The following is a 23811-nucleotide window of genomic DNA, read 5'->3' on the forward strand; positions in this document are numbered from 1 at the left end:
CAAACATGCGTAAATTCCAACTTAAAAAATTGAATGTGATCACTTTAATCAGTGCTGTTTGTTTATCATTTTCTGCTTGGGCTATTAGCCTAGATGAGGCTAAAAACCAAGGATTAGTGGGTGAAGATAGCTCTGGTTATCTCGGATTAGTCGTCAATAACAGTGAAGCGAAAGCCGTGGTTGATGAAATCAATGCGAAGCGTAAAGAGCAATACTTGAAACTTGCCAAAAAGAACAATTTATCTTTAGCGCAAGTAGAGGCATTGGCGGCCGCGAAAACTATCGAAAAAACAAAACCTGGTCACTATATTGAAGTGAATGGTCAATGGGTAAAAAAATAACCTATTAAAGGTGCTAAAAGCCAGCGAAAGCTGGCTTTAGCCTTTATCAATACAGCTTTTTAACAGCTGCTGCCAAAAGTCGATACCCTTGCGTCTTGCAAGTTTAATATTATGCTCAGGAATAGATTCAGGCTCATCGTAGTTGGCGAGCGCTTCGCTCATACTCGCTTCACGAATTAAATGAAGTGTCGGGTACGGAGCACGGTTTGTATAATTTGCAGCATCTGTCTCATCACTATCTGCAAACACATAATCGGGATGAAAATTAGCGATTTGATATTTCCCTTCAAAGCCTTGTGCAACCAGTAGTGCGTTGGCTAGGTCAACCAAATCTAAAAACTCGTCAAAATCACTAAAGCCTTGCTCAAACATTAGTAAAGTTGTTTCGCGCTGCTCATTGTGGTCAAGTTCCGTGCATTGCTCAAGCATATCCATGACAGCATCATCTAGTGTTACTGACGGACTGACTTGATAGTGAATACAGTTGTTTTCTACTTCTTTACGGGCAAATGGGCAAAAGTTGTATTTCACAATGACACTTGATACCCATTCGCGCATTTGTAGTTCGGGACGGCTTTTTGGCAGGTTATGATTCACGTTGTTTCTCTAAAAATTGCTCAATTAATTGCACTGTTTTACGAATAGCACCTTGATTATTAACAACACATTTTGCGGCTTGTTGACCTAACTTAACGAGGGCCTCGTTATCGGCACTTAAAGCGATAAGTGTTTCGGCAAGGTGCTGTTCATTGTTAACTGTTTTAGCACCTTCAGCGTTTATAAGCTCAGGGTAAATATGGTCAAAATTATACGTGTGAGGACCTGCTAGTACGCCAACTGAAAATGCCGCAGACTCGAGTGGGTTATGGCCACCTCGTTCAATTAAACTGCCGCCAATGTAGCTTATGCGAGCAACGCCATACAGGCATTGTAGTTCACCTAAGGTATCGGCAAGAACGACTTGTTGGCTCGTATAATTATTCTCGCTGCGACGACTAAAAGTCATGTCTGAATGTTTAAGGAGTGATGCTACTTTATCAAATTGTTCAGGATGACGCGGAGCTATAATTAACAGGGCATCGGGTACTACACTGAGCAACTGCTGATGTGCACTTAGAACACGCTCATGTTCAATTGGGTGGGTTGAACCTGCAACCCAAATAAAGCGCGCGTTGTTATATTCGCTTTTAAGAGCGGCGACTTTATCTAATTGCGCGCGCGTGGGGGTTATATCAAACTTAATTGAGCCAAAGACACGCACCTTCTGCGGCGCTAAACCTAACTCAATAAAACGGTTAGCATCATCTTGGTTATGACTGGCAAGGGCGCTAATTGAGTTCATAATCACGTTTGTTAAAGGCATCACTTTTTGATACCCCTGCTGCGACTTAGCTGAAAGCCGCGCATTTAAAACAAGTACTTCAATATTGCGTTTTTTACATTGCGCCATTAAATTGGGCCACAACTCTGTTTCCAGAATGCACAGGACGCGAGGCTTAATTCGCTTTAAAAACCGGCTGGTGGCACACGGGAAATCAATCGGTAAATAACAGCAACTGAGCGTATTTTTAAAGTTGTTCTTTATTTGCTCACGACCAGTGGGTGTATTACAGGTTACTAAAATACTTAGCTGCGAATTTTTCTGTTGCAGCGCCTTGATAAGTGGCGTTGCTGCTAAAACCTCACCAACAGACGCGCAATGTATAACCACGTCATGCTGTTGTAATGATGAAACACCAAAACGATGTGTAAAATGCGCACGGTAGCCTTTATTTTTTTTTCCACGCAAAGCGTAAAGGTAGAAAATAATAAGCGGGCTAAGAATGTATAAAATGAGAGAATATAAAATACGTGCCATTGGTTAGCCTATCAGTGTAAAACATTATGATAGCGTGTTAGCCAATCGAGCTAAATATAAAATGTTAAAAAGGGTTATCTTGCAGAGTTTTAAGTGTTTCGTCGCCGCTAATTTGGTAGTATTTCAGTTACTTTATATTTAGTCTTTATAGTTATGAAATTTAAAATGATAAAAGCCACGGCTATAAGCGTGTTACTCAGTTGCTCTTCTCCTTTATTGGCAACACCCACCGCTTACTTACCGATTGGCATGGATGCACAGCTTGATCATCAATTAGATACTTTATTTGCATTAACCTCAGGCACACCTATGACGAAGCCATATCGTTTGGCTGAGGTAGAATACGCACTTAATGAACTTGAAAATAAAGCGCCAAGTTTGGCTGCAGCGATCCGCGCTAAGATTAAACCCTATCAGCGTGAAGATGCTATTACGCGTGTGGGTCTAAAATTTCAGGTCGATGGTGATACTACGAAGAAAATTGCTAATCAACGTGGTTTAAGCTCAGATGAGTGGGGCCAAGGCTTTTTTGAAGGTATTTGGCGTGCAAACGATTATACCTTAGTACAAGTTGGTGTTGATTACAGAGCCAAGCAAAATAAATTTGTGAATTACAATACTTTTGTAAGTTTTGCTGGAGATGATTTGCAACTGAATGTTGGTTATAAAGAACATTGGTTTTCACCGTTTAAACATTCAGCTCAAATTATTTCTACTAATGCAAAAACAGCCCCTTCTATTTCATTAGGTATGGTGCAACCTGCGCATAATTGGTGGAATTTTGACTTTGAGCTGTATTATTCTGAATTAGAGCATGTCGAAAACGGTATTTTATATCAAGGGGAGCTGCATAGCGGCACGCCAAAGCTTGCTGGTACGCATTTCAGTATAGAACCCCTAAGTGGTTGGAAAATTGGCATCAACCGTATGATGCAATTTGGTGGTGGTCCTCGAGAGGTTGATGCAGGTGATGTGTTTGATGCATTTTTTGACCCAGCGGGTAATGATAATAGCGAGCTTGCAGGTGGGCCAGATAATGAGCTAGGGGATCAGTTTGCATCTATCACTAGCACTATCAATTTTGATTTTGGCTTTCCAACCGAGTTGTATTTTGAGTACGGTGGCGAAGACACAAAAGAGCACCAAAATTACCAATTCGGCAATATTGCTTATAGTATCGGTGCTTTCTTCCCACAAATAACGGATACCGTTGCGCTACGCTATGAGCATACAAATATGCACAGTTTGTGGTATGAAAATTATATATATCCAACTTTTGGGAACACCGTTGATGGTTTTGTCGTAGGACATTTTGCAGCGGATCAACGCTATTTCGGAGATGGTGTTCCATCTCAAACTCATGTATTAGAGCTGAGCTACTTAGAGTCTCTGAGCTCTTTATGGGTAGCGAAATTAACAAGCATTAAAAATGAGAGTAACTACCATTATGATATTGGCGGTTATAGTAAAGAATACGAAAGTGCCATTGAACTTCAACTGAGCAATACGCGTCAATTGAATGAACATACACTCGAAACCACCCTGACTTATGGCGAAGATGTGTTTGGTGAAAATTATACTTGGCTATCTGTTGCATTATACTGGTAGGTCTAGCCGTTTTTTTTAAGGAATTTATATGTCTAATCTTGATTCTGTAGCGGCAAGCTACCTAGAAAGTTTAAATCGTCATCAAATGCTGTTTGAGACCATGGAAACTTATCATCCTGAGGTAATGCAATTACTTGAAGCATGCCACAGCGCTTTGCAGGCAGGTGGTAAAGTAATTTGGTTTGGTAATGGTGGCAGTGCCGCCGATGCGCAGCATTTAGCGGCAGAGTTTGTTGTACGTTATAAGTTAGAGCGTGGGCCGCTTGCTTCAATCGCATTGACAACTGACACGTCAATTTTAACGGCGCACAGTAATGACTATCATTTTGATACTGTGTTTGAACGCCAAGTTCAGGCGTTGTGTAAACCTGAAGATTTAGTGATTGGCTTAACGACTTCAGGCACTAGCCCTAATATTAATCTTGCGCTTGCTGCGGCTAATGAAATAGGCGCTTTCACAGTGGCTTTAACTGGCCGTGACGGCGGTAAAGTGAAAGATATCGCGAAGCTGCCAATTATCATTAAAAACGATGAAACAGCACGCATTCAAGAAGCACATATGTTTATCGGTCACTGGTTATGTGAAGCCATTGATATGGTTGTAGCGGAGCAACAGTAATGGATTTAGCGTTACTTAAAAACTTATCTAAAGCGCGAATTTTAGTTGTTGGTGATGTGATGCTAGACCGTTACTGGCATGGTGACTCGGGTCGTATTTCACCAGAAGCCCCGGTGCCCGTAGTTAAAGTCAGTAAGTTTGAAGACAAAGCGGGTGGCGCTGCAAACGTGGCTAAAAATATTGCCCGTTTAGATGGTAAGGTCGGTTTATTAGGGCTTGTTGGTGAAGATGAGAGCGGGCAAATTCTTGAAACCATTTTGAGTTCTGAGAAAATTGATTCGCAGCTTGTTAGCGTCTGTGATTTACCCACCATATCTAAAATGCGCGTGATAAGTCGTCATCAGCAAGTGGTTCGCCTAGATTTAGAAGAAACCTTTACTGAACAACACAGCCAGTTGCTTTTGAATCGTTTAGAGTTAGTGTTAGATGATTATGACTTTGTACTATTTTCTGATTACAACAAAGGCTCACTAAGCTTAATTCAAGCCATGATCCAAGTGGCTAAAAATGCAGGTAAAACGGTTCTTGTTGATCCTAAATCATCGGATCTAAATTTGTATCGTGGTGCCGACTATATTACGCCAAACTTGAATGAATTTAAGCTGGCTGGTGGTAAAACTGAGTCTGAGCAAAGCTTAACCGAGAGTGCGCGCCAGCTTATTGAAGATGCGGGCGTTGCGGCGATGTTATTGACTCGTTCAGAGCAAGGAATGTCGTTAATCAGTCAAACTGAGAAGCATGACTTTGCGGCGCAGCAATTAGAAGTCAGTGATGTTACTGGTGCCGGAGATACTGTAATTGCTACATTAGCGGTGATGTTAGGCGCTGGCATGCAACCTAAAGATGCCGTTGAAATTGCTAATCTTGCAGCGGGTATTGCCGTAAGTAAACTAGGCGCAGCGACGGTATCTCCTGAAGAATTGAGTCGTAAATTGGGTCAGTACTTACAGCAAACCGGCGAGCATTATCAAACGCCATTTGAAGATGTGTTGCAGCATATCGAGTTTGCAAAACAAAATGGCGAGAAAATTGTCTTTACCAATGGCTGCTTCGATATTCTACACGCAGGTCATGTACGCTATTTAGCGCAGGCAAAAGCCAGAGGCGATCGTTTAGTTGTTGGTTTAAATAATGACGAATCAATCACGCGCCTTAAAGGACCTGAACGTCCAATAAACCCGCTTGAAGAGCGGGCTATGGTTCTCAGTGCGCTTGCATCGGTTGACTGGGTAATTCCATTTGGTAGTGCACAAGAGAGTGACACGCCAGCTAAGCTCATCGAGCAAATTAGCCCCGATGTACTGGTGAAAGGGGGTGATTACACGGTTGATCAAATTGCGGGTGCAGACCATGTATTACGCCATGGCGGTAAAGTTGAAGTGCTTGAGTTCCTTAATGGTTGCTCGACGTCTAACGTCATCAGCAAAATTAAATCTTAAGCAATGCTTGGTAGTCACAATACAGTGACTGCCAATCACTTTGTTGCCAGTGCATTATCTCATTACGGCCTTGTTCTTTGGCAAATGAACGGGCAAGGCGTTTAATATTTTCTTGTTGCCACGCAATTTCGGGCTGTCTTATTTCACCACGGTCAAAATCGATAATAAAGACCTTACCCGCTTCGTCAAATAAAATATTATTGATATTCAAATCAGCGTGATAAACACCGCGGTTATGAAATTCACTGAGCGTTGTGGCCACATTCTTTAATTCGTCATGAGTTAACGGGCGAGTCACCAAAATATCTAAAAGGCTTTGTGCTCCTTTTACTGCCTCGGTGATAATATCGCCTCGATAAATAAAACCACTTCGTGTGACTTTTGCAGCGATAGGTGTGGGCACATTTAAGCCTAACTCAGTTAAGTGCATCATCAACGAAAACTCTTTGTAAACCCGCGTGTGCTCTAAGCCGACATACACATATTGATCTGTTAATAGTTTGCCTATGAGTCCGCCACGCCAATAATGACGCAATACACCAGTCAGTTGTTCATGCTTAAAAAACCAGGCCGTTGCTCGGCCTTTTTTAGCGCCAACTATTTTATTTTGTTGTTGCCAAAAGTGAGCATCAAACCAGTCATATGTAAGCATCTGAGTGTATGCAGGGTGGCACAAAAGGGTCGAATTTTGCAGATGCTGAATGTCGAACATAACAACTTAAAATATAAACAGTGAATAGCTATATAGTACCGCATTTTTAGCTTTTCGCATAAGTGCTTGCAATAGCATCAGGTTAATTTAAGATCGCCTATTATTTGCTGTTGCTAAGGGTGCACGTGACTCAATCAACCTCCTATTCAGATATTTGTATATTAAGGCTTTCGGCTATTGGTGATGTATGTCATGCGGTGTCGGCGGTGCAAGCAATTCAAAAAGCGCATCCTCATGCGAAAATTACTTGGGTTATTGGTAAAGTGGAAGCGATGCTGCTTGCTGATTTACCGGGTGTTGAGTTTGTTGTATTTGATAAAAAGCAGGGTAAGCAAGCATACAAACAACTTAAAGAAACCTTTAAAGGGCGAAAGTTTGATGTGTTACTTCATATGCAGGTAGCGCTCAGAGCTAATCTTGCTGCACGTTGTATACCTGCTAAAGTTAAAGTGGGCTTTGACTGGGCACGTTCAAAAGAATTACATAGCCTATTTATCAATAAGCGAATTGCAGCTCAAGCAGAAGCACATGTTCTTGAAGGGTTCCTAGGTTTTGCAAAAGCAATCGGTGTACCAGAGTATGAGCCTAGCTGGCAGATGCCAATAACAGATGCTCATCAACATACGGCAGATACTTTACTCGGTACAGAGCGGTTAGCAGGACGTATTTTTGTTATTTCACCTGCGGCCAGTAAAAAAGAGCGTAACTGGCTTCCTGAACGTTATGCTGCGCTCGCTGATTACGCTCATAATCAAGGATTCTCAGTTGTGATTACGGGGGGGCCAACACCTCTTGAAAATGAACTGGCTGAGCAAATTATTGCGCACAGTCACGTGCCTGTACTCAACTTAGTTGGTAAAACTCAGCTTAAAGAGTTGTTGTGTGTGCTAAAGCGTGCCTCATTAGTGCTTGCGCCTGATACAGGACCTGCGCATATGGCCGTTACAGTGGGTACACCGGTGATAGGTTTATACGCTCACTCAAATCCAAAACGCACGGGGCCTTATTTATATCAAAATTATGTTGTTGAGGTTTATCACCAAAACTTACTTGAGCAAACAGGTAAAACAGCAGACCAGCTGCCGTGGGGGACACGCGTTAAAGGTGCAGATTTAATGGCGCAGATACGTGTTGAAGAGGTTACTTTAATGTTTGATCTTGTTTTATTAAAAGAGCAATTGTGATGAGTAAAGTGCTATTTTTAGACCGCGATGGTGTTGTAAATATTGACCATGGTTACGTATACAAGCCAGATGATTTTGAGTTTGTGCCAGGGGTCTTTACGGCGTGTAAAAAGTTCACTGATGCAGGTTATGAAATTATCATCGTGACGAATCAATCTGGAATTGGTCGAGGCTATTACTCAGAGCAAGATTTTCACCACTTAAGTGAATGGATGAAAAATGAGTTTTTAAAACACGGCGTACACATTCTAGATGTCTATTTTTGTCCACACCATCCAAGTAAAGCGTTGCCTGCCTATTTACAAGAATGTGAATGCCGTAAGCCAGCACCTGGCATGTTGTTGCAAGCGATTGAAGAGCACCACATAGATCCCGCTCAAAGTATCATGGTTGGTGACAAACTTGGCGATTTACTCGCTGGCGAAAGAGCCAATGTGGCAACGCGTGTTTTAGTGCGCTCTGGACAAAATTATGCAGAGTCAACGGAGCAGCATGCGCACTATGTATGCGACTCGTTAGCTGAATTACCTAATTTGATTTTACACTTACAGCAGGTATGACCAGTTTTTTCCTATCTACCGCGCCTAATTTAGGTTGTGCGACGAACTACAAACAGTGCAATTGTTCGCCTAAGCTTTTACAATAGGCGCAAATTTCACAGTCACAGCTAATCGGCTCTGATTACTTAAAAGATTATTTGGAGATTTCAGATGAGAGCATCTGCGTTTTTCACTCAGCTTCAGCAACAAATAGATGAAGTAAAAGCTGAGGGTTTATACAAAAGCGAACGTGTTATTACTTCACAGCAACAAGCTCAAATTGAAGTTGCATCAGGTGATAAAGTTATCAATTTCTGTGCAAATAACTACTTAGGTCTTGCAAATAGCCCAGAGCTAATAAAAGCCGCACAACAAGGCCTTGACGATCATGGTTTTGGTGTTGCTTCAGTGCGTTTTATCTGTGGTACTCAAGATATTCATAAAACATTAGAGCACAAAATTTCTGAGTTTCTAGAAACAGAAGACACGATTCTTTACTCATCGTGTTTTGATGCTAATGCAGGCTTATTTGAAACAATTTTAGGCCCAGATGATGCCATCATCTCAGATGCGTTAAACCATGCTTCTATCATTGATGGGGTTCGTTTATGTAAAGCAAAACGTTTCCGCTACGCTAATAATGATATGAGCGACTTAGAGAAGCAATTAATTGCAGCTGATGAAGCCGGGGCAAAAACCAAGCTTATTGCCACTGACGGTGTGTTTTCAATGGATGGCGTTATTTGTAATCTTAAAGCAGTATGCGACCTTGCTGATAAATACGATGCATTAGTTATGGTTGATGATTCTCACGCAGTGGGCTTTGTGGGTGAAAACGGTAAAGGAACACCTGAATACTGTGGCGTATTAGACCGTGTCGATATCATTACCGGCACATTAGGTAAGGCGTTGGGCGGCGCATCAGGTGGTTATACATCAGGTAAAAAAGAAATTGTTGAGTGGTTACGTCAGCGTTCACGTCCATATCTTTTTTCTAATTCATTAGCTCCATCAATTGTTACAGCATCAATCAAAGTACTTGAAATGTTGAGTAACGGTGGCGAACTTCGCGCTAAATTATGGGATAACGCTCATTACTTCCGTGAGCAAATGGAAGCAGCAGGGTTTACCTGCGCAGGTAAAGACCACGCGATTATTCCAGTAATGCTTGGCGATGCGAAGGTCGCTTCGATGATGGCTGACAAGTTACTTGCTGAAGGTATCTATGTAACAGGTTTCTCATTCCCTGTTGTACCTAAAGGCCAAGCACGTATTCGTACGCAAATTTCTGCGGCGCATACAAAAGAGCAATTAGACACTGCAATTGCTGCCTTTACCCGTATTGGTAAAGAAATGGGTGTTATCTAATTTTATTTTCTAAACCGAAGCACCTGCTTCGGTTTTTTTAATTGAGTGTAAATCATGAAAGCATTATCTAAATTAAAAGCAGAACCAGGGATCTGGATGACCGATGCGCCAAAACCTGAGGTTGGCCATAACGATCTGCTTATTAAAATCCGCAAAACAGCAATTTGTGGAACAGATGTCCATATTTATAAATGGGATGAATGGGCACAAAACACTATTCCAACACCTATGGTTGTTGGCCACGAATACGTGGGTGAAGTGGTTGATATGGGTCAGGAAGTACGTGGTTTCCAAGTGGGTGATCGTGTTTCTGGTGAAGGCCATATTACCTGTGGTCACTGTCGTAACTGTCGCGCTGGTCGCGTGCATTTATGCCGTAACACAACAGGTGTGGGTGTGAACCGTGAAGGTGCATTTGCCGAATACCTCGTGATCCCTGCATTCAATGCATTTAAAATTCCAGATAATATTTCTGATGAATTAGCATCAATCTTTGACCCATTCGGGAATGCGGTACACACAGCGTTGTCGTTTGATCTTGTTGGTGAAGATGTCCTTATCACCGGGGCGGGTCCAATTGGTATTATGGCAGCAGCGGTTGCTAAGCACGTCGGTGCGCGTCATGTAGTGATTACTGATGTAAACGAGTACCGCCTAGATTTAGCGCGTAAAATGGGCGCGACACGCGCTGTAAACGTTGCGAATGAAAACCTAGAAGATATTATGAAAGAGCTCGGCATGACCGAGGGCTTTGATATTGGTCTTGAAATGTCAGGTGTACCGGTTGCATTCAACAGCATGTTAAATAACATGAATCATGGTGGTAAAGTTGCCATGCTGGGAATTCCACCATCAGATATGGCAGTTGATTGGAATCAAGTTATTTTCAAAGGCTTAATTATCAAAGGTATTTATGGCCGAGAAATGTTTGAAACGTGGTACAAAATGGCGAGTCTAATTCAGTCTGGTCTTGACCTTAATCCAATTATCACGCATCAATTCTCAGTGGATGATTTCCAAGAAGGCTTTGATACAATGATTTCAGGCCAATCAGGTAAAGTAATCCTAAACTGGGATTAATACCGTAGAGTGTGATAAGGCGGCTTTCGGCCGCCTTTTTAGTTTAGAGAGTGTTATGTCATATAAACATATTTCAGTCAGTGAAACGTTTGCATTATTAGATAAAAATGATGTGGTGATTGCTGATATTCGCGACCCTAACTCATTTCAAGCTGGGCATATCCCTGGTTCTGAGCATTTATCAAATGCTAATATCAGTGAGTTTATGATGAACAAAGAGTTTGATCAGCCTATTATTATCGTTTGCTATCATGGCGTAAGTTCTCAAGGCGCAGCAAGCTATTTAGTAGAGCAAGGCTTTGAAGACGTCTACAGTATGGATGGCGGCTTTACAGCATGGCAGACACAACAACCGGAGCACATTGAACGATGATTGAATTGGGCAGCATTAATAATCCTCGCGCCGCGCAAGGCTTTATCGATTACATTAAAAGTAAAGGCTTGCAGGGTGAACTGCGCTCACACGATGGTAAGACAGTGATTATTTGTGTTGCTCCTGAGCATTTTCATCAAGCTCAGCCACTGTGGCAAGCGTTCACCGCGAATCCAAATGACGAAAAGTACCTTCAAGCATCGTGGCAAGTTGGCAGTACTGAGTCGCCGTTGTTATATCAAGGCCAGTCACTTAACCTAAAAGCACGCTTTAAAGCATTGAGCTGGTTAAACCGTACTGTGACCTTGGTTTCAATCGCTATTTTTGTGGCGTTTTTACTGGGTGGGTTTGAAACTCTTTATGGTATGTTGCAATTTAACCCTGCTAAGCCGCTAACCTGGTTTACCCCTGCGATTGTTCATTTTAGCGCTATCCACCTCATTTTTAACCTGATTTGGTGGATGACACTGGGTAATGACATAGAAAAACGCAGTGGTAAATTAACCTTAGTTGGGCTTTTCTTGGTGACGGCATTTATCAGTAATTGGGCACAGTTTTTAGTAGTTGGTCCGAACTTTGGTGGGCTCAGTGGTGTTGTGTATGGTTTGCTCGGTTTCTGTTGGATTTACAGTGTAATGCGACCTCAACAACCCCCGCTTGTTAGCAACAGTATTGTTGGCTTTATGCTGGTGTGGCTAATTTTAGGCTTTGTGGATATGTTGCCGGTTAGGATGGCGAACTGGGCACATTTAGCAGGGCTTATTGCGGGTATGGCTTACGCCATGTCAGATAAACTATTGTCGCGTAAGTAGTTTTATTAAATGTGACGGCCTTTGCCGTCACGTTTAATGGTATAAATACTTAGTAAACAACACTTCACGTACTATTTCTTGTCCAGTCTCTTGCTTTAACAGTGCTTTGAGTTTTTCTGTACAGCGCTTTCTAATTTCTTCACGGCCCGTGAGCGACTTGATATTTTCTTCAGGTTCTTTTGACAGTATCTCGACAATCGCATCACGCAATAGTGGAGTATGGTGCTCAACCACACCAATATCAGAAATATCATTAAGCATTAGATCAACAGTGATCCGTACATAACCCAGTTTTTTATTTCCTTGGCCAATATAATTAGTGATAATGTCAGGCTCAAAACCGAAGTAACCGACATTTGATTCTGCGCGTGTCGAGAAACTTGTCGTAGCGCCAATAACGAGCATGCTAATCAAGTAAATTGATAACAATGACTTTTTCATAGTTTAAGAATATCCCACCTATTCAATGGTTTTTAGTCTATACCCAAATTAACTTAAGATACAGGTTGTTCTCTGTTTTTTAACCCATGTAGAGATTAAATCATGACTTTTTCGAAACGGGTTGCAGTGATATCATTTACGCGGTTTTTATAATTATTGAGTCGTTGTGATTACATTCCCAGTTTCGTTAGCTGCGCATTGGCAGCCTGCTTCGGCATACCCTTATTTAACGCAACAGCAGCAAGGTTGGTTGCTTGAAGCAGGGTCATTGACGGCCAAGCTTAAGCGTCATTGCCAACACTTTTCGGTTAAAGTGCTCAATGAAGCCCCTTTTGATCTTACAAAGGAGCAACAAGCTTTATTAAATACGCCGTTGAGCCAAGCGCTTAACCGCGAAGTGCTACTATTATGTGATGATAAACCAATGGTTTATGCACAAAGTTGGTTACCCGCAGATGATACCTTAAAAAAGCAGCAGTTGCTAAGTATGGGAACACGGCCATTAGGGGATGTTATTTTTCAAGACCCAAGCTTATCTCGCACAGAGATAGAAGTGGCAGAGTTTAATGAGCAGCACACTATTCAAACTTTATTAGCTGTGCTTGGCAAAGAGTCTAAACCACTGTGGGGAAGACGAAGTGTATTTTCATTGTCAAATGCCCATTTTTTAGTGGCCGAAGTTTTTCTGCCAGAGGCTTATATTTACTTATGAAACTAGCTGCATTAAAAATCGCACACATTCCTTATTACAAACAACTTATGCGAACAGATAAGCCGATTGGTACTTTGCTATTGCTTTGGCCAACGTACTGGGCGTTATGGCTTGCAAATCAGGGAGCACCAAGCTTATTAAATTTTGTGGTGTTTAGTTTAGGGGTGTTTGTAATGCGAAGTGCAGGCTGCGTTATCAATGACTTTGCTGATCGTAAAATTGATGGTTCAGTAAAGCGCACAGCAACGCGTCCCCTAGCCGCAGGGCGAGTGTCCAGTGGTGAGGCGTTGAGCTTATTTGTGTTGTTAATTGCCGTGGCATTTGGATTAGTTTTAATGCTGGGGTGGTCGACGATTTTGCTCTCTTTGGGGGCTCTTGCGTTGGCATTTTGCTATCCGTTTATGAAGCGTTATACCCAATTACCACAAGTGGTACTAGGAGCCGCATTTAGTTGGGCTATTCCAATGGCATACATGGCCTCAATTGGCTCAGTGCCAATTGAAGCGTGGCTGTTATTTATTGCAAACCTCGTGTGGACTGTGGCTTACGATACCATGTACGCCATGGTTGACCGTGATGATGATTTAAAGATTGGTGTTAAATCAACGGCCATCTTATTTGCACGTTTTGACAGGCATATTATTTTCTTACTGAATGCGCTATTCATTGCGATACTCAGTTACATTGGCATAAGCAATCAGCTTGATATGCCTTATTGGTTAGGCTTAATAGCGGCGATTGGATTTTTACTTTACCAGCAAACGCTTATTCACTATCGCGACAGAGAGCACTGCTTTAAAGCGTTTCTAAATAATCATTATGTCGGGCTGGTTATTTTTATTGGCCTTGTAGCATCCTTGCCATTACCGTTTTGATTATCGCGGTGGGTCGATAATGCCGCTTATTGAGGCATTTTTTCTGAACCAACCAGCAATTGAATAACGCACATCGTCTGCGGGTAATACCTCATGCATAAAGCGTTCGCTTTCAAACATGACTAATGTGCCTGCCTTCGGTTTTATGACCACTTCAATGTCTTTACTTTTAGGTTTATAAATAACCAACTCGCCGCCAGACGCGGGGCTATTTAGGTAGCAAACCGTTGTAAAAATACGGTTTGAGCGTCCTTTAAAGGCATCGTAATGCTTTTTATAAAAGTCACCTTGTTGGTACTTCGCATAGTGGCATTCATAATCAAACAAGCCCAAGAAAAACTCTCTATTTAACTGGGTCTTAATTGCTTCCATGGTCGCGAGATAAGTTATTTGCGCTTGGCTTGAGCTATCAAACCAAAAGGTCTTATCTTTGCGTACCGTTTTATCGATTTGCTGATCGTTTAACCTACCGATACCTGCAACATGAAAATGGGGATTAATTCGGTAACAATCTGCAATTAAATCATTTATCAACTGCTCATCAATTGCGTTTTCAACAATGGCATAACCAGTATGTTCAATTGCATTTAAATAAGTATTGGAAATAAGCTGCGCGGTCATTCATATGCACAATCAAAAAAAGGTGCGTAAGTGTATCTGAAAAAAAATTACATGCACGCTTTTTATGCAGTAAAACAATGAGGATGTATAAGCTGGCCTAACGTAGTCAAGCCAGCTTGATATGTACATTTAGTTGTGGCTAGATAATGCTGTTTTTTCAATAAGATCTAATAAATAACTCACGTGCGAGTTTTCATTAATTTGTTGATTAGTTTGGATCACTAACTGTTCGTGAGCGATTCCTTTATTGGTTTTTAATACTAGCAATTCAGGGTCTGAAGAAACGCTGTTGGCATGCTCAATACTTGCAATCGCAATATGGTTTGACTTTTTCAAGCCTTCCATAACTTGTTCAATACTACCGACCTTAACGCTGGTTGATTTATTGAATGAATCAATTGCTTCGTTTAGCATCGATTGAACCGGCTTCGATTGTGAAAAACAGCTGTACATTGGGTAGTCTGTTAAGTCTTTCTTGCTAATGTCTGTTTTATTAGCAATTGGATGATTTTTTGATACAAATAAAATTAGCTGATCAGGCAAATGGATATCACTACCAATGCTATTCATGGCTTGTGAGCAAACGCTGATATCAATTTCACCAAGTTGCAGTTTGCGAATTAACTCACTTTGTTCTTGCAACTGCATTTCAATTTTAACATGTGGGTATTGTGCTAAAAATTGCCCACACGACACAGGTACAACTGCACTTGCTTTAGTTGTGTAGCCGATAACGAGCTTTTCGTTTTCACAACCATTTAATGACTCGAATAAACGTTTTTTTGTTTCTTCTAAATTATTAAGTGTTTGTTGTGCGTACTCGAGGAAAAGTTCACCTTCTTTGGTTAGCTTTACAGAACGAGTAGAGCGAGTAACGAGTTCATAGCCCACTTCATCTTCAAGTGTTTGAATACTACGAGTTAATGCTGAAGTGCTTATCTGGGTTTTTTCAGCAGCTTGGCGGAAGTGTCTGAGTACGCCGAGTGCAACGAATTGTTCAAGTTGTTCAAATCTCACTTTATATAGTCCCTTTTTATTAAGTAAGCCCTTACATTGAGTTAAAATAATAATACCTAACATTGAGTATAGTAAATTATTGTACCCATTTTTAAAAGTGTTGTTTTACAGGTAAGTTACAACTAGTCAGGGTAACGGTCTTTAATCTCCAAGAAAAGTGGTAAATTTTCAAGTAATAAGTCGACTAAAGTTGGATCAAAATGTTTCGAACGTTGATTTTTTATTAGTGCAAGTGCTTCATCGAGTGGCCACGCTTTTTTGTAACAACGGTCACTGCATAGAGCGTCAAACACGTCAGCAAGTGCAGTTATACGACCAACGATATGAATATCTTTACCTGCTAAACCGTGTGGATACCCAGAGCCATCCCACTTTTCATGGTGCTGAAGTGAGATCATTGCACCGCAAGTCATGATCTCGTTACTTGAATTTTTTAGAATTTCATAACCTACTTCAGCGTGTGTCTTCATTATTTCCCATTCTGTATCATCTAATTTTCCGGGCTTATTTAAGATGTTGTCAGGGATACTTATTTTTCCTATGTCGTGTAAGGGGGAGGCAAGCTTGATGATTTCACACTGAAAGGGATTAAGTTCTGATAGTTTTGCAAGTAACTCGCTGTATAACGCGACACGTTTAACATGTGAGCCTGTTTCTTTAGAGCGTTTTTCTACTGCTTCACCAAGAATATAGGACAATTCCTTTTGCGATTCTTTTACCATTTCGCGCAATTTAAGATTGTCATAGGCCAGTGCAATATTGTTTGCATAAAACTCAAGAAGTTGATGATCGGTAGCATGTAATTTACTTCCTTTATTTACATACAGCATAGTTTCAAGGCCCGCTTTGGTTGGAAAGTAACCAATGTAGTCGGTACTTGTTTTTAGTGATGACTTACGATCATGAGCATCAATAAATAAACTTTTAACTTCGTCAGGAATATTATTTTGACTGGGGATAGGCCCAACGCCTGAAGCCGCCAATAATTGAAAGTCTGTTGCAGGAGATGATTGTAAATTAACCGCGGCAGCACAATAAATTTGAGTGTCGTTTATACCCATCACATTTGTCACGTGGCTTAAAATAGTGGATGCAAACTCTTGCACACTGTCGCATTTTAAAAAGTTAGCTGAGGCATTTATGATTTGTTCGAGGCCATGTTTATGGCGATCAATAATTTGGATATCACGATGAGATCTCAGTGCAGAATAGAGCAGTGTTTTAATTTTTATGGCTGTTAATTCGGTTTTGTTTTTGTAATCGTTTATATCGTAATCACGGATAATAGATTCTTCAGGTGCTTCACCTGGTTGTCCGGTGCGCAGAATTAGGCGGATATGGTGGTTATCAATGTCGTCCCTAATATACTGAATAAGTTCAAGTCCCGCATGGTTTGTTTCCATGACGACATCAACAAGTGCCACTGAAAAAGGGATATCTTTTTTCAAAAGCTCTTTAGCCTCTGCTGCAGAATAGGCATCGTAGAAGCGTAAGCTTTTATTTTCAAATTGAAAACCAGCTAGTACAAGCTTGGTAACTTGATGAATATCTTCTTCGTCATCAACAACAAGAATATGCCAGTATTCTGGTTCTTCAGTTTGTACGTTATTTTCTTCTAACCGTTCTTCAGAAAATAAAAAATCATCCACACAAGCACCACTTATTGTCGTATCAGGTAACAATAAGTATAGAGGCAGAAATTTACTCTGCCTTATCCACTAAGGGTTTTTTTTCTATATTTCTTAATTCAATTTCTATTGCATCACATGAAATATGAATCTCATATAAAGAGGTAAGAAGCGATAAAGTTAAGCAAGCAAGACTGAGTCCAAATAATATGATGCCTGTTGTATTAAACTCAATAAACAAAGCGAACATTGACAAGGTACACATGAGAAATGATGCCACGCCGTAAACTTGCATTATACGAATCAGTTTAATACGCTTTCTGAGGTTGGCGATTTGTGCAACAACCAAAGGACGAATACTTTCTCCTTCTCGCGCATTCAGTTCTCGAATGAGTTGGGCAAGTACCAAAAAGCGATTGGTGTATGCAAGTAATAGTAAAGAAATGGCCGGGAATAACAGCCCAGGCGTTGTTAATGTCATAAGGCTACCTTCAATATAGGTTGTAGCAGGGTCAATTGCTAGGGTAGCTTAGGTTGCTAAAGCTGCAAAGTAAAAGAGAGTAAATTTGCATAAAAATAATTTAAATCAACCAACTACGTCAGAACCTTTTTCATGGGTACGTATCTACCAAGCCGCTAATGGGCTTGAAGCTAATATTATAAAAGGGCTTTTACATACCGCAGGAATACAATGCCAACTGCAAGGTGAGCTTCTGCAAGGTGCATTGGGAGAGATTCCCTTTGAACAAACGGGGGTTGATATTCTTGTTTACGCATTAAAAGAGCGCCATGCACAAGAAATATTGGTAAACTACCGGCAAGTAAAACAATCGGCTCCAGACTGGGTTTGCCCATCATGCAGCGAACTGAATGGCCCAACATTTGAAATATGTTGGTCTTGTAGGACTGTTAAGAATGACGAAAGCGAATAATTTTCAACGCATTAGAGAATTAAACTATTTGCAAAAAGCGGTATTAGGCGGCGCGCTTCTTGAGCGTATGTTGCCTAATTACAGCTTATTTAGTGAAGCAACTGGCTTTGGTGACGCAGCGGTATTTCGCAGCGCACTGAATGTATGCTGGGAAAAAATATTACTGCCAAAAAGTAAGATAAGCCTTGAAAAGCAAATTGAAAAAATTGAGCCTAATGTACCAGAGCTCAGTGACTTTGATATGTTTGGCACTTACCCCGCTATTGACACTGCAACCGCATTATTGGGAATGTTGCATGGTCTGATGGCTAAAGATGACCAAGAGTTTTTAAACATTAGCAAAATTTCACAAGCCTCTGTTGCACGCTTTATTGAATACCAATTAACGGTTGAAGGTGAAGTGGCTGATAACAAATCAGTCCGCGAACACCCGCTAATGCAGTACGAGATGGATGTGCTTGCAGAGCTAATTGATTTTGTTGAGCAAATGGGCCGAATTACCTCAGAAAACGTAAAAGAGCTCAAGCAGCTTGCTATTTCAGACGGTCAAACCAACATTGGTATTGCAATTTAGTGTTCAGTAATGCGTATTTTAGCTGTAAAATACGCGCTTATTTTTCTTGGCGGAGTAATTGATGCGAATTTTAGGTATTGAATCATCATGTGATGAAACAGGTATTGCCATTTACGATGATGAACAAGGCTTATTAGCACATCAACTATACAGCCAAGTTAAAGTGCACGCAGACTACGGTGGTGTGGTACCTGAGCTTGCATCACGCGACCATGTACGTAAAACTTTGCCATTAATCGACGCAGCTTTTGCGCAAGCCGGTTGTGGTCCTGACGATATTGACGGCATTGCTTACACCGCAGGGCCAGGTTTAGTGGGGGCTTTGTTAGTGGGCACCTCTATCGGTCGCTCTCTTGCTTATGGCTGGAATATTCCTGCTGTCGCTGTGCACCACATGGAAGGGCATTTACTGGCGCCAATGCTTGAAGAAGATAAGCCTGAATTCCCGTTTATTGCGCTACTTGTGTCGGGTGGGCACACAATGATGGTGAAAGTGTCAGGGATTGGTGAGTACGAAGTACTGGGTGAATCTGTCGATGATGCGGCAGGTGAAGCATTTGATAAAACAGCGAAGTTATTAGGACTTGATTACCCAGGGGGTCCTCGTTTAGCAAAACTAGCTGAGCAAGGCACGCCTGAACGGTTTGTGTTTCCACGTCCGATGACAGATAAACCTGGGCTTGATTTCAGCTTCAGTGGTTTAAAAACGGCTGCATCGCTTGCTATTCGTGACAGTGCTGATGATGAGCAGACTAAAGCTGACATAGCCCACGCATTTCAAACTGCAGTAATTGATACGTTGATTATTAAGTGTAAGCGTGCCCTTAAACAAACAGGTATTAAACGCTTAGTGATTGCCGGTGGAGTGAGTGCTAACGTTCAATTACGTGCGCAATTAGAGCGTGTAATGCAAGGCATGAAAGGTCGAGTGTATTATCCTCGCACTGAATTTTGTACAGATAACGGCGCTATGATCGCCTACGCGGGCATGCAACGCCTTAAAGCGGGGCAGTTTGCAAGCCTTGATATGAAAACTAAGCCGCGCTGGCCAATCGACTCATTAGAAGCGCTGTAACTTAGTCGTTGTTATTGTCAGGGGCTTTTTTCTTAGTCCCTACTTTTGGCTCTTCACCACTTAATAAACGGGTTATGTTTGCTCTGTGACGGAAAATAATCAACAGTGTTAAAAACGTGACTGGCAACGTATAAAGTGGTTTTATCCACCATGTATAAAGTGGGGCAAGCGACACTGTAATAAGTGCTGCAAGTGACGAATAGCGCGTTATTGCGATTATTAATAGCCAAGTCGCGATTAATAATCCACCTAAAGATAATCCAATAGGTAGTAAAGTACCAAAGGCCGTAGCAACGGCTTTACCCCCTTTAAAGCTGAAAAATACAGGGTACATATGCCCTAAACACGCTGCGACGCCAATTAAACCTAACATCAGCGGTTCGATTTTTAAGAAATAAGCGCCCCACACAGGGATGGTGCCTTTTAAAATATCAAACACCAGCACTAATACAGCCGGGACTTTTCCACCAAGTCGGTACACATTGGTGGCACCGGGGTTATTCGATCCGTGACTGCGTGGGTCTGGTAGTTTAAATAACCTAGACACGAGGATTGCGGAGGAAACCGACCCCAGTAAATAGGCTAAAACTAACATTAAAACTTCTAACACGCGCTTCCTTATTTTTTAATCTGCACTTTTGGGCTATCATTGGCGGCAAAACCATCTGCCGCTACTTTTGAGTAGATAGTACGCTACATTTTGCAGTGCATCTACCCGTTATTGTAGAGGGAATTTTTATATATTAAAACTTTATGACAGCTCTGTGCGCATTATTGAAATTAATACGCGTATACGATAGGTATTGGTTTTAATATTTATGTCGCTTGGAGTATCAATGGACAAGGTATACATATCACAACTGCACGTAGACACCATTATAGGCGTGTATGATTTTGAAAAAGAAACGAAACAAAGCCTGTATTTTGATATTGAAATGGTGTGTGATATTTCAGCCGCAGCGGCAACCGATGATATAAACTTAGCGCTTGATTACGCTAAAGTCAGTGAACGCGTTATAGCGCACACGACGGCAAAACCCGTCGAACTTCTTGAAACCTTAGTTGAACAACTCGCCGCGATTATTTTAACCGAATTTACAACCAGCCAAGTCACAATTCGTGTCAGCAAACCAGCTGCGGTTCCTCAAGCTAAAACGGTGGGAGTCGAAATCACCCGTCACAAGGCAAGTTAATATGGCACAGATTTTTATCAGCTTAGGCTCGAATGTAAATAAAGAGCATTATATTCGCCAAGCATTAAAGACGTTAAAGCCGTATTTCCCTGATAGTGTTCATTCATCGGTATATGAAAGTGAAGCGGTGGGATTTGCGGGTAATAATTTTTATAACTCAGTGCTTGGTGCGAATACTGACATGCCACTGCCTGAGCTGTGTACATTACTGAAGCAAATAGAGTTAGATAACGGTCGTACTCGTGAAGATAAAAAGTTTAGTCCTAGAACATTAGACCTTGATTTATTGTTTTATGATGACATTATTTGCGATTCGCCAGCGCAATTACCGCGTGATGAAATAACAAAAAATGCGTTTGTTTTAAAACCGCTAGCAGAAATTGCCCCTGATTTTTTTCACCCTGTAGCTAAGCAAACACTGGCTGAGCTATGGAAAAATTATAACAACCCACAACAAAAACTATGGAAGGTGGAGTTTACTAACCCATGAGTATTATTGAGATAATTGTTTTAGCCTTAATTCAAGGATTGACTGAGTTTTTACCTATTTCGAGCTCAGCGCATTTAATTTTACCTTCGCAAGTTTTAGGCTGGCATGATCAAGGTTTAGCATTTGATGTTGCAGTACACGTAGGTACGCTTGGTGCGGTGGTACTGTATTTCCGTAAAGAAGTGGTTGATATTTTGGGGGCTTGGTTTAAGTCGTTTGGCTCACAAGGCGCAACCGATGACAGCCGTTTGGGCTGGTGGATCATTGTTGCCACGATTCCTGCGTTATTAATTGGGTACTTATTTAAAGACTTTGTAGAGAGCTATTCACGCAATGCGTGGGTGATTGCCACTTCAACTATCGTTTTCGGCTTGTTACTTTGGTATGCCGATGTAAAAGCAAAACAAGTAAAAAATATCTACCAAGTAAATTTTTTTAGTGCGTTACTATTGGGCTTTTCGCAAGTGCTGGCAATGGTCTTTCCAGGCACGTCGCGCTCTGGCATAACGATAACCGTGGGTTTATTGCTGGGTTTAAATAAGCAAAGCGCAGCACGTTTTTCGTTTTTAATGTCGATTCCGGTCATTGCTGCGGCAGGTTCATATTATATATATCAACTTGCAACTGCAGGTGAAGCGATTGATTGGCAAGCTATTTTACTCGGTGCAGGTCTATCGTTTGTTTCGGCTTATGCCTGTATTTTCTTTTTCTTAAAAGTAATTGAGCGCATGGGCATGATGCCATTTGTTATCTATCGCTTGTTACTTGGTGTCGGTTTATTTGCATTTTTAATGCTGTAAAAACCGTTTTACTCACTTTAAAAAACACCTCGGTCTTGAGGTGTTTTTTTATGTTTGCTATTCGGCAAAAGTCTATTGCCGTCTAATCATGGTAAGTAAAGGTTATATTTGGCATTATAACGCTTTATTTTTTCGTAATTCATTTTGTTCAGGACAGTAGATGCATATTCATATTCTTGGAATTTGTGGCACCTTTATGGGCGGGATTGCCGCAATCGCTAAATCGTTGGGTCACACAGTGACAGGCTCTGATCAAAATGTTTACCCCCCAATGAGTACGCAGCTGGAAGAGCTTGGCATTACGCTAACTCAAGGTTATGACATTACACAATTAGACCCCGCGCCCGATATGGTGGTCATTGGCAATGCGATGAGTCGTGGTAACCCCTGTGTGGAATATGTGCTCGATAAAGGCTTACCTTACACCTCAGGCCCAGAATGGCTTAAGCATAATTTATTGCAAAACTCATGGGTGCTTGCTGTCGCAGGCACGCATGGTAAAACGACAACCGCGAGTATGTTGGCATGGCTGCTAGAATATGCAGGTATGAAACCGGGCTTTTTGATTGGTGGCATTGTGCAAAACTTTGGGGTATCAGCACGAGTTGGTGAGACGCCGTTTTTTGTCATTGAAGCCGATGAATATGACACCGCCTTTTTTGATAAACGCAGTAAGTTTGTGCATTACTTACCACGGACCTTAATCCTCAATAATCTTGAATTTGATCATGCTGATATTTTTGAAGATTTAAATGCGATTAAAAAACAATTTCATCACTTGATGCGTACATTACCCTGTAGTGGCAAAGTTATCTGGCCAAGCCAAGATGAAGCACTGCAGGATGTGATTGAGCGCGGCCTTTGGAGTGACAGCGAAACGCTGTCAGGTGATTGGGATTATCGCTTACTTAAAGCGGATGGCAGCGAGTTTGAAGTGTTGTTAGCGGGAGAAGTACAGGGCGTTGTGTCGTGGCAAGCCATGGGCGAACATAATGTCAAAAATGCGATTATGGCGATTGCAGCTGCGCGTCATGTCGGTATCGCTGTGCCCGTGAGCATTGCAGGTTTAGCTGAGTTTATTTCACCTAAGCGTCGTATGGAACTCAAAGCTGATATAAAGGGCATTAAAGTGTATGACGATTTTGCCCATCACCCAACCGCGATAAAAACGACTTTAGCAGGCCTGCGCGCTAAAGTCGGCAATGAGAAAATTATTGCGATATTAGAGCCCCGTTCGAACACCATGAAAATGGGTGTGCATCAGCAAACGCTTATTGACTCGCTTAGTGCAGCCGATGAGGTGTATTTGTTTGAGCCAGAAAATTTGAGTTGGTCATTAAAAGACTATGCTGACAAAGCGGGTATGTACTGCAGCACAAGTACTGAGGAAATCATTACGTTGGTTGCAAACAGTGCGGCTGCCCATCACCATATTTTGATTATGAGTAATGGTGGCTTTGAAGGTATTCATCAGCGCTTGATCACGGTATTAGAACAAAATTAACCAGTATACGGAGTTA

Annotated in this window: 28 protein-coding genes; 19 read left to right on the plus strand and 9 right to left on the minus strand. The window is 41.5% G+C overall.

What is annotated here, in order from left to right:
• Positions 1-5 precede the first annotated feature (5 nt).
• Positions 6-341: a YdbL family protein gene (locus BWD47_RS12595; RefSeq protein ID WP_074988845.1), complete on the plus strand. Its 336-nt coding sequence runs from the start codon at positions 6-8 to the stop codon at positions 339-341.
• 36 nt (positions 342-377) lie between these two features.
• Here BWD47_RS12595 and BWD47_RS12600 read toward each other — a convergent pair whose 3' ends face one another.
• Positions 378-899: a DUF1415 domain-containing protein gene (locus tag BWD47_RS12600; RefSeq protein ID WP_036971769.1), complete on the minus strand. Its 522-nt coding sequence runs from the start codon at positions 897-899 to the stop codon at positions 378-380.
• Between the two features lie 28 nt (positions 900-927).
• On the minus strand, positions 928-2199 hold the full coding sequence (gene waaA, locus BWD47_RS12605; protein ID WP_075594084.1) for a lipid IV(A) 3-deoxy-D-manno-octulosonic acid transferase: 1272 nt from the start codon (positions 2197-2199) through the stop codon (positions 928-930).
• 165 nt (positions 2200-2364) lie between these two features.
• Between waaA and BWD47_RS12610 the strand changes: the two genes are divergently transcribed.
• The 3 genes from BWD47_RS12610 to hldE are packed head-to-tail and all read left to right on the plus strand — an operon-like array spanning position 2365 to position 5865.
• Complete coding sequence (locus tag BWD47_RS12610) at positions 2365-3807, plus strand: capsule assembly Wzi family protein (protein WP_256719375.1); 1443 nt, start codon at positions 2365-2367, stop codon at positions 3805-3807.
• Positions 3808-3835: 28 nt separating this feature from the next.
• The gene (locus BWD47_RS12615) at positions 3836-4426 is read left to right on the plus strand and encodes an SIS domain-containing protein (protein ID WP_036970972.1); all 591 of its coding nucleotides are present in this window, start codon (positions 3836-3838) and stop codon (positions 4424-4426) included.
• Positions 4426-5865: a bifunctional D-glycero-beta-D-manno-heptose-7-phosphate kinase/D-glycero-beta-D-manno-heptose 1-phosphate adenylyltransferase HldE gene (gene hldE, locus BWD47_RS12620; protein ID WP_036970970.1), complete on the plus strand. Its 1440-nt coding sequence runs from the start codon at positions 4426-4428 to the stop codon at positions 5863-5865. The genes BWD47_RS12615 and hldE overlap by 1 nt, the downstream gene beginning before the upstream one ends.
• Here hldE and BWD47_RS12625 read toward each other — a convergent pair.
• Positions 5855-6577, minus strand: a complete 723-nt coding sequence (locus BWD47_RS12625) for a 3-deoxy-D-manno-octulosonic acid kinase (protein ID WP_036970968.1) — start codon at positions 6575-6577, stop codon at positions 5855-5857. The two genes, hldE and BWD47_RS12625, sit on opposite strands and share 11 nt — an antisense overlap.
• Positions 6578-6702: 125 nt before the next feature.
• Between BWD47_RS12625 and BWD47_RS12630 the strand changes: the two genes are divergently transcribed.
• The 6 genes from BWD47_RS12630 to glpG all read left to right on the plus strand — a co-directional run bounded on the left by BWD47_RS12630 (position 6703) and on the right by glpG (position 11933).
• Positions 6703-7761: a glycosyltransferase family 9 protein gene (locus tag BWD47_RS12630; protein WP_075594086.1), complete on the plus strand. Its 1059-nt coding sequence runs from the start codon at positions 6703-6705 to the stop codon at positions 7759-7761.
• A complete protein-coding gene (gene gmhB / locus BWD47_RS12635) occupies positions 7761-8321 on the plus strand; it encodes a D-glycero-beta-D-manno-heptose 1,7-bisphosphate 7-phosphatase (RefSeq protein WP_065978004.1) in 561 nt (186 codons plus the stop codon). Before BWD47_RS12630 ends, gmhB begins: the two co-directional genes overlap by 1 nt.
• A gap of 150 nt (positions 8322-8471) precedes the next feature.
• Positions 8472-9668 (plus strand): glycine C-acetyltransferase, encoded by a 1197-nt coding sequence (locus BWD47_RS12640; protein ID WP_036970959.1) that lies wholly within the window; start codon positions 8472-8474, stop codon positions 9666-9668.
• A 54-nt stretch (positions 9669-9722) separates the two neighbouring features.
• Positions 9723-10748 carry an L-threonine 3-dehydrogenase gene (gene tdh, locus BWD47_RS12645; RefSeq protein ID WP_036970956.1) on the plus strand — a complete coding sequence of 342 codons (1026 nt, stop codon included), beginning with the start codon at positions 9723-9725 and terminating at the stop codon, positions 10746-10748.
• A 55-nt stretch (positions 10749-10803) separates the two neighbouring features.
• Positions 10804-11121, plus strand: coding sequence for a thiosulfate sulfurtransferase GlpE (glpE, locus tag BWD47_RS12650; RefSeq protein WP_065978005.1), 318 nt, complete (start codon positions 10804-10806; stop codon positions 11119-11121).
• Positions 11118-11933, plus strand: a complete 816-nt coding sequence (glpG, locus tag BWD47_RS12655; RefSeq protein ID WP_065978006.1) for a rhomboid family intramembrane serine protease GlpG — start codon at positions 11118-11120, stop codon at positions 11931-11933. Before glpE ends, glpG begins: the two co-directional genes overlap by 4 nt.
• Positions 11934-11966: 33 nt before the next feature.
• On the opposite strand, the gene BWD47_RS12660 is transcribed toward glpG, so the two are convergent.
• Positions 11967-12374: a flagellar basal body-associated protein FliL gene (locus BWD47_RS12660; protein WP_036970946.1), complete on the minus strand. Its 408-nt coding sequence runs from the start codon at positions 12372-12374 to the stop codon at positions 11967-11969.
• Positions 12375-12540: 166 nt separating this feature from the next.
• Between BWD47_RS12660 and BWD47_RS12665 the strand changes: the two genes are divergently transcribed.
• Positions 12541-13086 carry a chorismate lyase gene (locus tag BWD47_RS12665; protein WP_036970941.1) on the plus strand — a complete coding sequence of 182 codons (546 nt, stop codon included), beginning with the start codon at positions 12541-12543 and terminating at the stop codon, positions 13084-13086.
• Positions 13083-13961: a 4-hydroxybenzoate octaprenyltransferase gene (ubiA, locus tag BWD47_RS12670; protein WP_036970938.1), complete on the plus strand. Its 879-nt coding sequence runs from the start codon at positions 13083-13085 to the stop codon at positions 13959-13961. Before BWD47_RS12665 ends, ubiA begins: the two co-directional genes overlap by 4 nt.
• Here ubiA and BWD47_RS12675 read toward each other — a convergent pair whose 3' ends face one another.
• The 4 genes from BWD47_RS12675 to BWD47_RS12690 all read right to left on the minus strand — a co-directional run bounded on the left by BWD47_RS12675 (position 13962) and on the right by BWD47_RS12690 (position 17708).
• Complete coding sequence (locus BWD47_RS12675) at positions 13962-14582, minus strand: 2OG-Fe(II) oxygenase (protein ID WP_036970936.1); 621 nt, start codon at positions 14580-14582, stop codon at positions 13962-13964.
• A 129-nt stretch (positions 14583-14711) separates the two neighbouring features.
• Entirely contained in the window at positions 14712-15599 is an 888-nt protein-coding gene (locus BWD47_RS12680) for a LysR family transcriptional regulator (RefSeq protein ID WP_065978067.1), read from the minus strand.
• 122 nt (positions 15600-15721) lie between these two features.
• The gene (locus BWD47_RS12685) at positions 15722-17248 is read right to left on the minus strand and encodes a DUF3369 domain-containing protein (protein WP_036970933.1); all 1527 of its coding nucleotides are present in this window, start codon (positions 17246-17248) and stop codon (positions 15722-15724) included.
• 52 nt (positions 17249-17300) lie between these two features.
• A complete protein-coding gene (locus tag BWD47_RS12690) occupies positions 17301-17708 on the minus strand; it encodes a DUF2721 domain-containing protein (protein WP_036970930.1) in 408 nt (135 codons plus the stop codon).
• Between the two features lie 85 nt (positions 17709-17793).
• Between BWD47_RS12690 and BWD47_RS12695 the strand changes: the two genes are divergently transcribed.
• From BWD47_RS12695 to tsaD, 3 genes are all read left to right on the plus strand, one after another.
• Complete coding sequence (locus tag BWD47_RS12695) at positions 17794-18159, plus strand: DUF2007 domain-containing protein (protein WP_075594087.1); 366 nt, start codon at positions 17794-17796, stop codon at positions 18157-18159.
• On the plus strand, positions 18143-18733 hold the full coding sequence (locus BWD47_RS12700; protein WP_036970924.1) for a YjaG family protein: 591 nt from the start codon (positions 18143-18145) through the stop codon (positions 18731-18733). The genes BWD47_RS12695 and BWD47_RS12700 overlap by 17 nt, the downstream gene beginning before the upstream one ends.
• A 61-nt stretch (positions 18734-18794) precedes the next feature.
• Positions 18795-19808 carry a tRNA (adenosine(37)-N6)-threonylcarbamoyltransferase complex transferase subunit TsaD gene (tsaD, locus tag BWD47_RS12705; protein ID WP_036970921.1) on the plus strand — a complete coding sequence of 338 codons (1014 nt, stop codon included), beginning with the start codon at positions 18795-18797 and terminating at the stop codon, positions 19806-19808.
• A 1-nt stretch (position 19809) separates the two neighbouring features.
• On the opposite strand, the gene plsY is transcribed toward tsaD, so the two are convergent.
• A complete protein-coding gene (gene plsY / locus BWD47_RS12710; protein ID WP_036970917.1) occupies positions 19810-20418 on the minus strand; it encodes a glycerol-3-phosphate 1-O-acyltransferase PlsY in 609 nt (202 codons plus the stop codon).
• 226 nt (positions 20419-20644) lie between these two features.
• Between plsY and folB the strand changes: the two genes are divergently transcribed.
• The 4 genes from folB (at position 20645) to mpl (ending at position 23795) form a co-directional block, all read left to right on the plus strand.
• Positions 20645-21001: a dihydroneopterin aldolase gene (gene folB, locus BWD47_RS12715; RefSeq protein ID WP_036970914.1), complete on the plus strand. Its 357-nt coding sequence runs from the start codon at positions 20645-20647 to the stop codon at positions 20999-21001.
• A 1-nt stretch (position 21002) separates the two neighbouring features.
• Positions 21003-21491, plus strand: coding sequence for a 2-amino-4-hydroxy-6-hydroxymethyldihydropteridine diphosphokinase (folK, locus tag BWD47_RS12720; protein ID WP_074988850.1), 489 nt, complete (start codon positions 21003-21005; stop codon positions 21489-21491).
• The gene (locus BWD47_RS12725) at positions 21488-22291 is read left to right on the plus strand and encodes an undecaprenyl-diphosphate phosphatase (protein ID WP_036970908.1); all 804 of its coding nucleotides are present in this window, start codon (positions 21488-21490) and stop codon (positions 22289-22291) included. The genes folK and BWD47_RS12725 overlap by 4 nt, the downstream gene beginning before the upstream one ends.
• A gap of 160 nt (positions 22292-22451) precedes the next feature.
• Entirely contained in the window at positions 22452-23795 is a 1344-nt protein-coding gene (mpl, locus tag BWD47_RS12730; RefSeq protein WP_036970904.1) for a UDP-N-acetylmuramate:L-alanyl-gamma-D-glutamyl-meso-diaminopimelate ligase, read from the plus strand.
• Positions 23796-23811: the final 16 nt, after the last annotated feature.

The sequence above is a fragment of the Pseudoalteromonas sp. PAB 2.2 genome, from assembly GCF_001938575.1.
Lineage (GTDB): Bacteria > Pseudomonadota > Gammaproteobacteria > Enterobacterales > Alteromonadaceae > Pseudoalteromonas > Pseudoalteromonas lipolytica.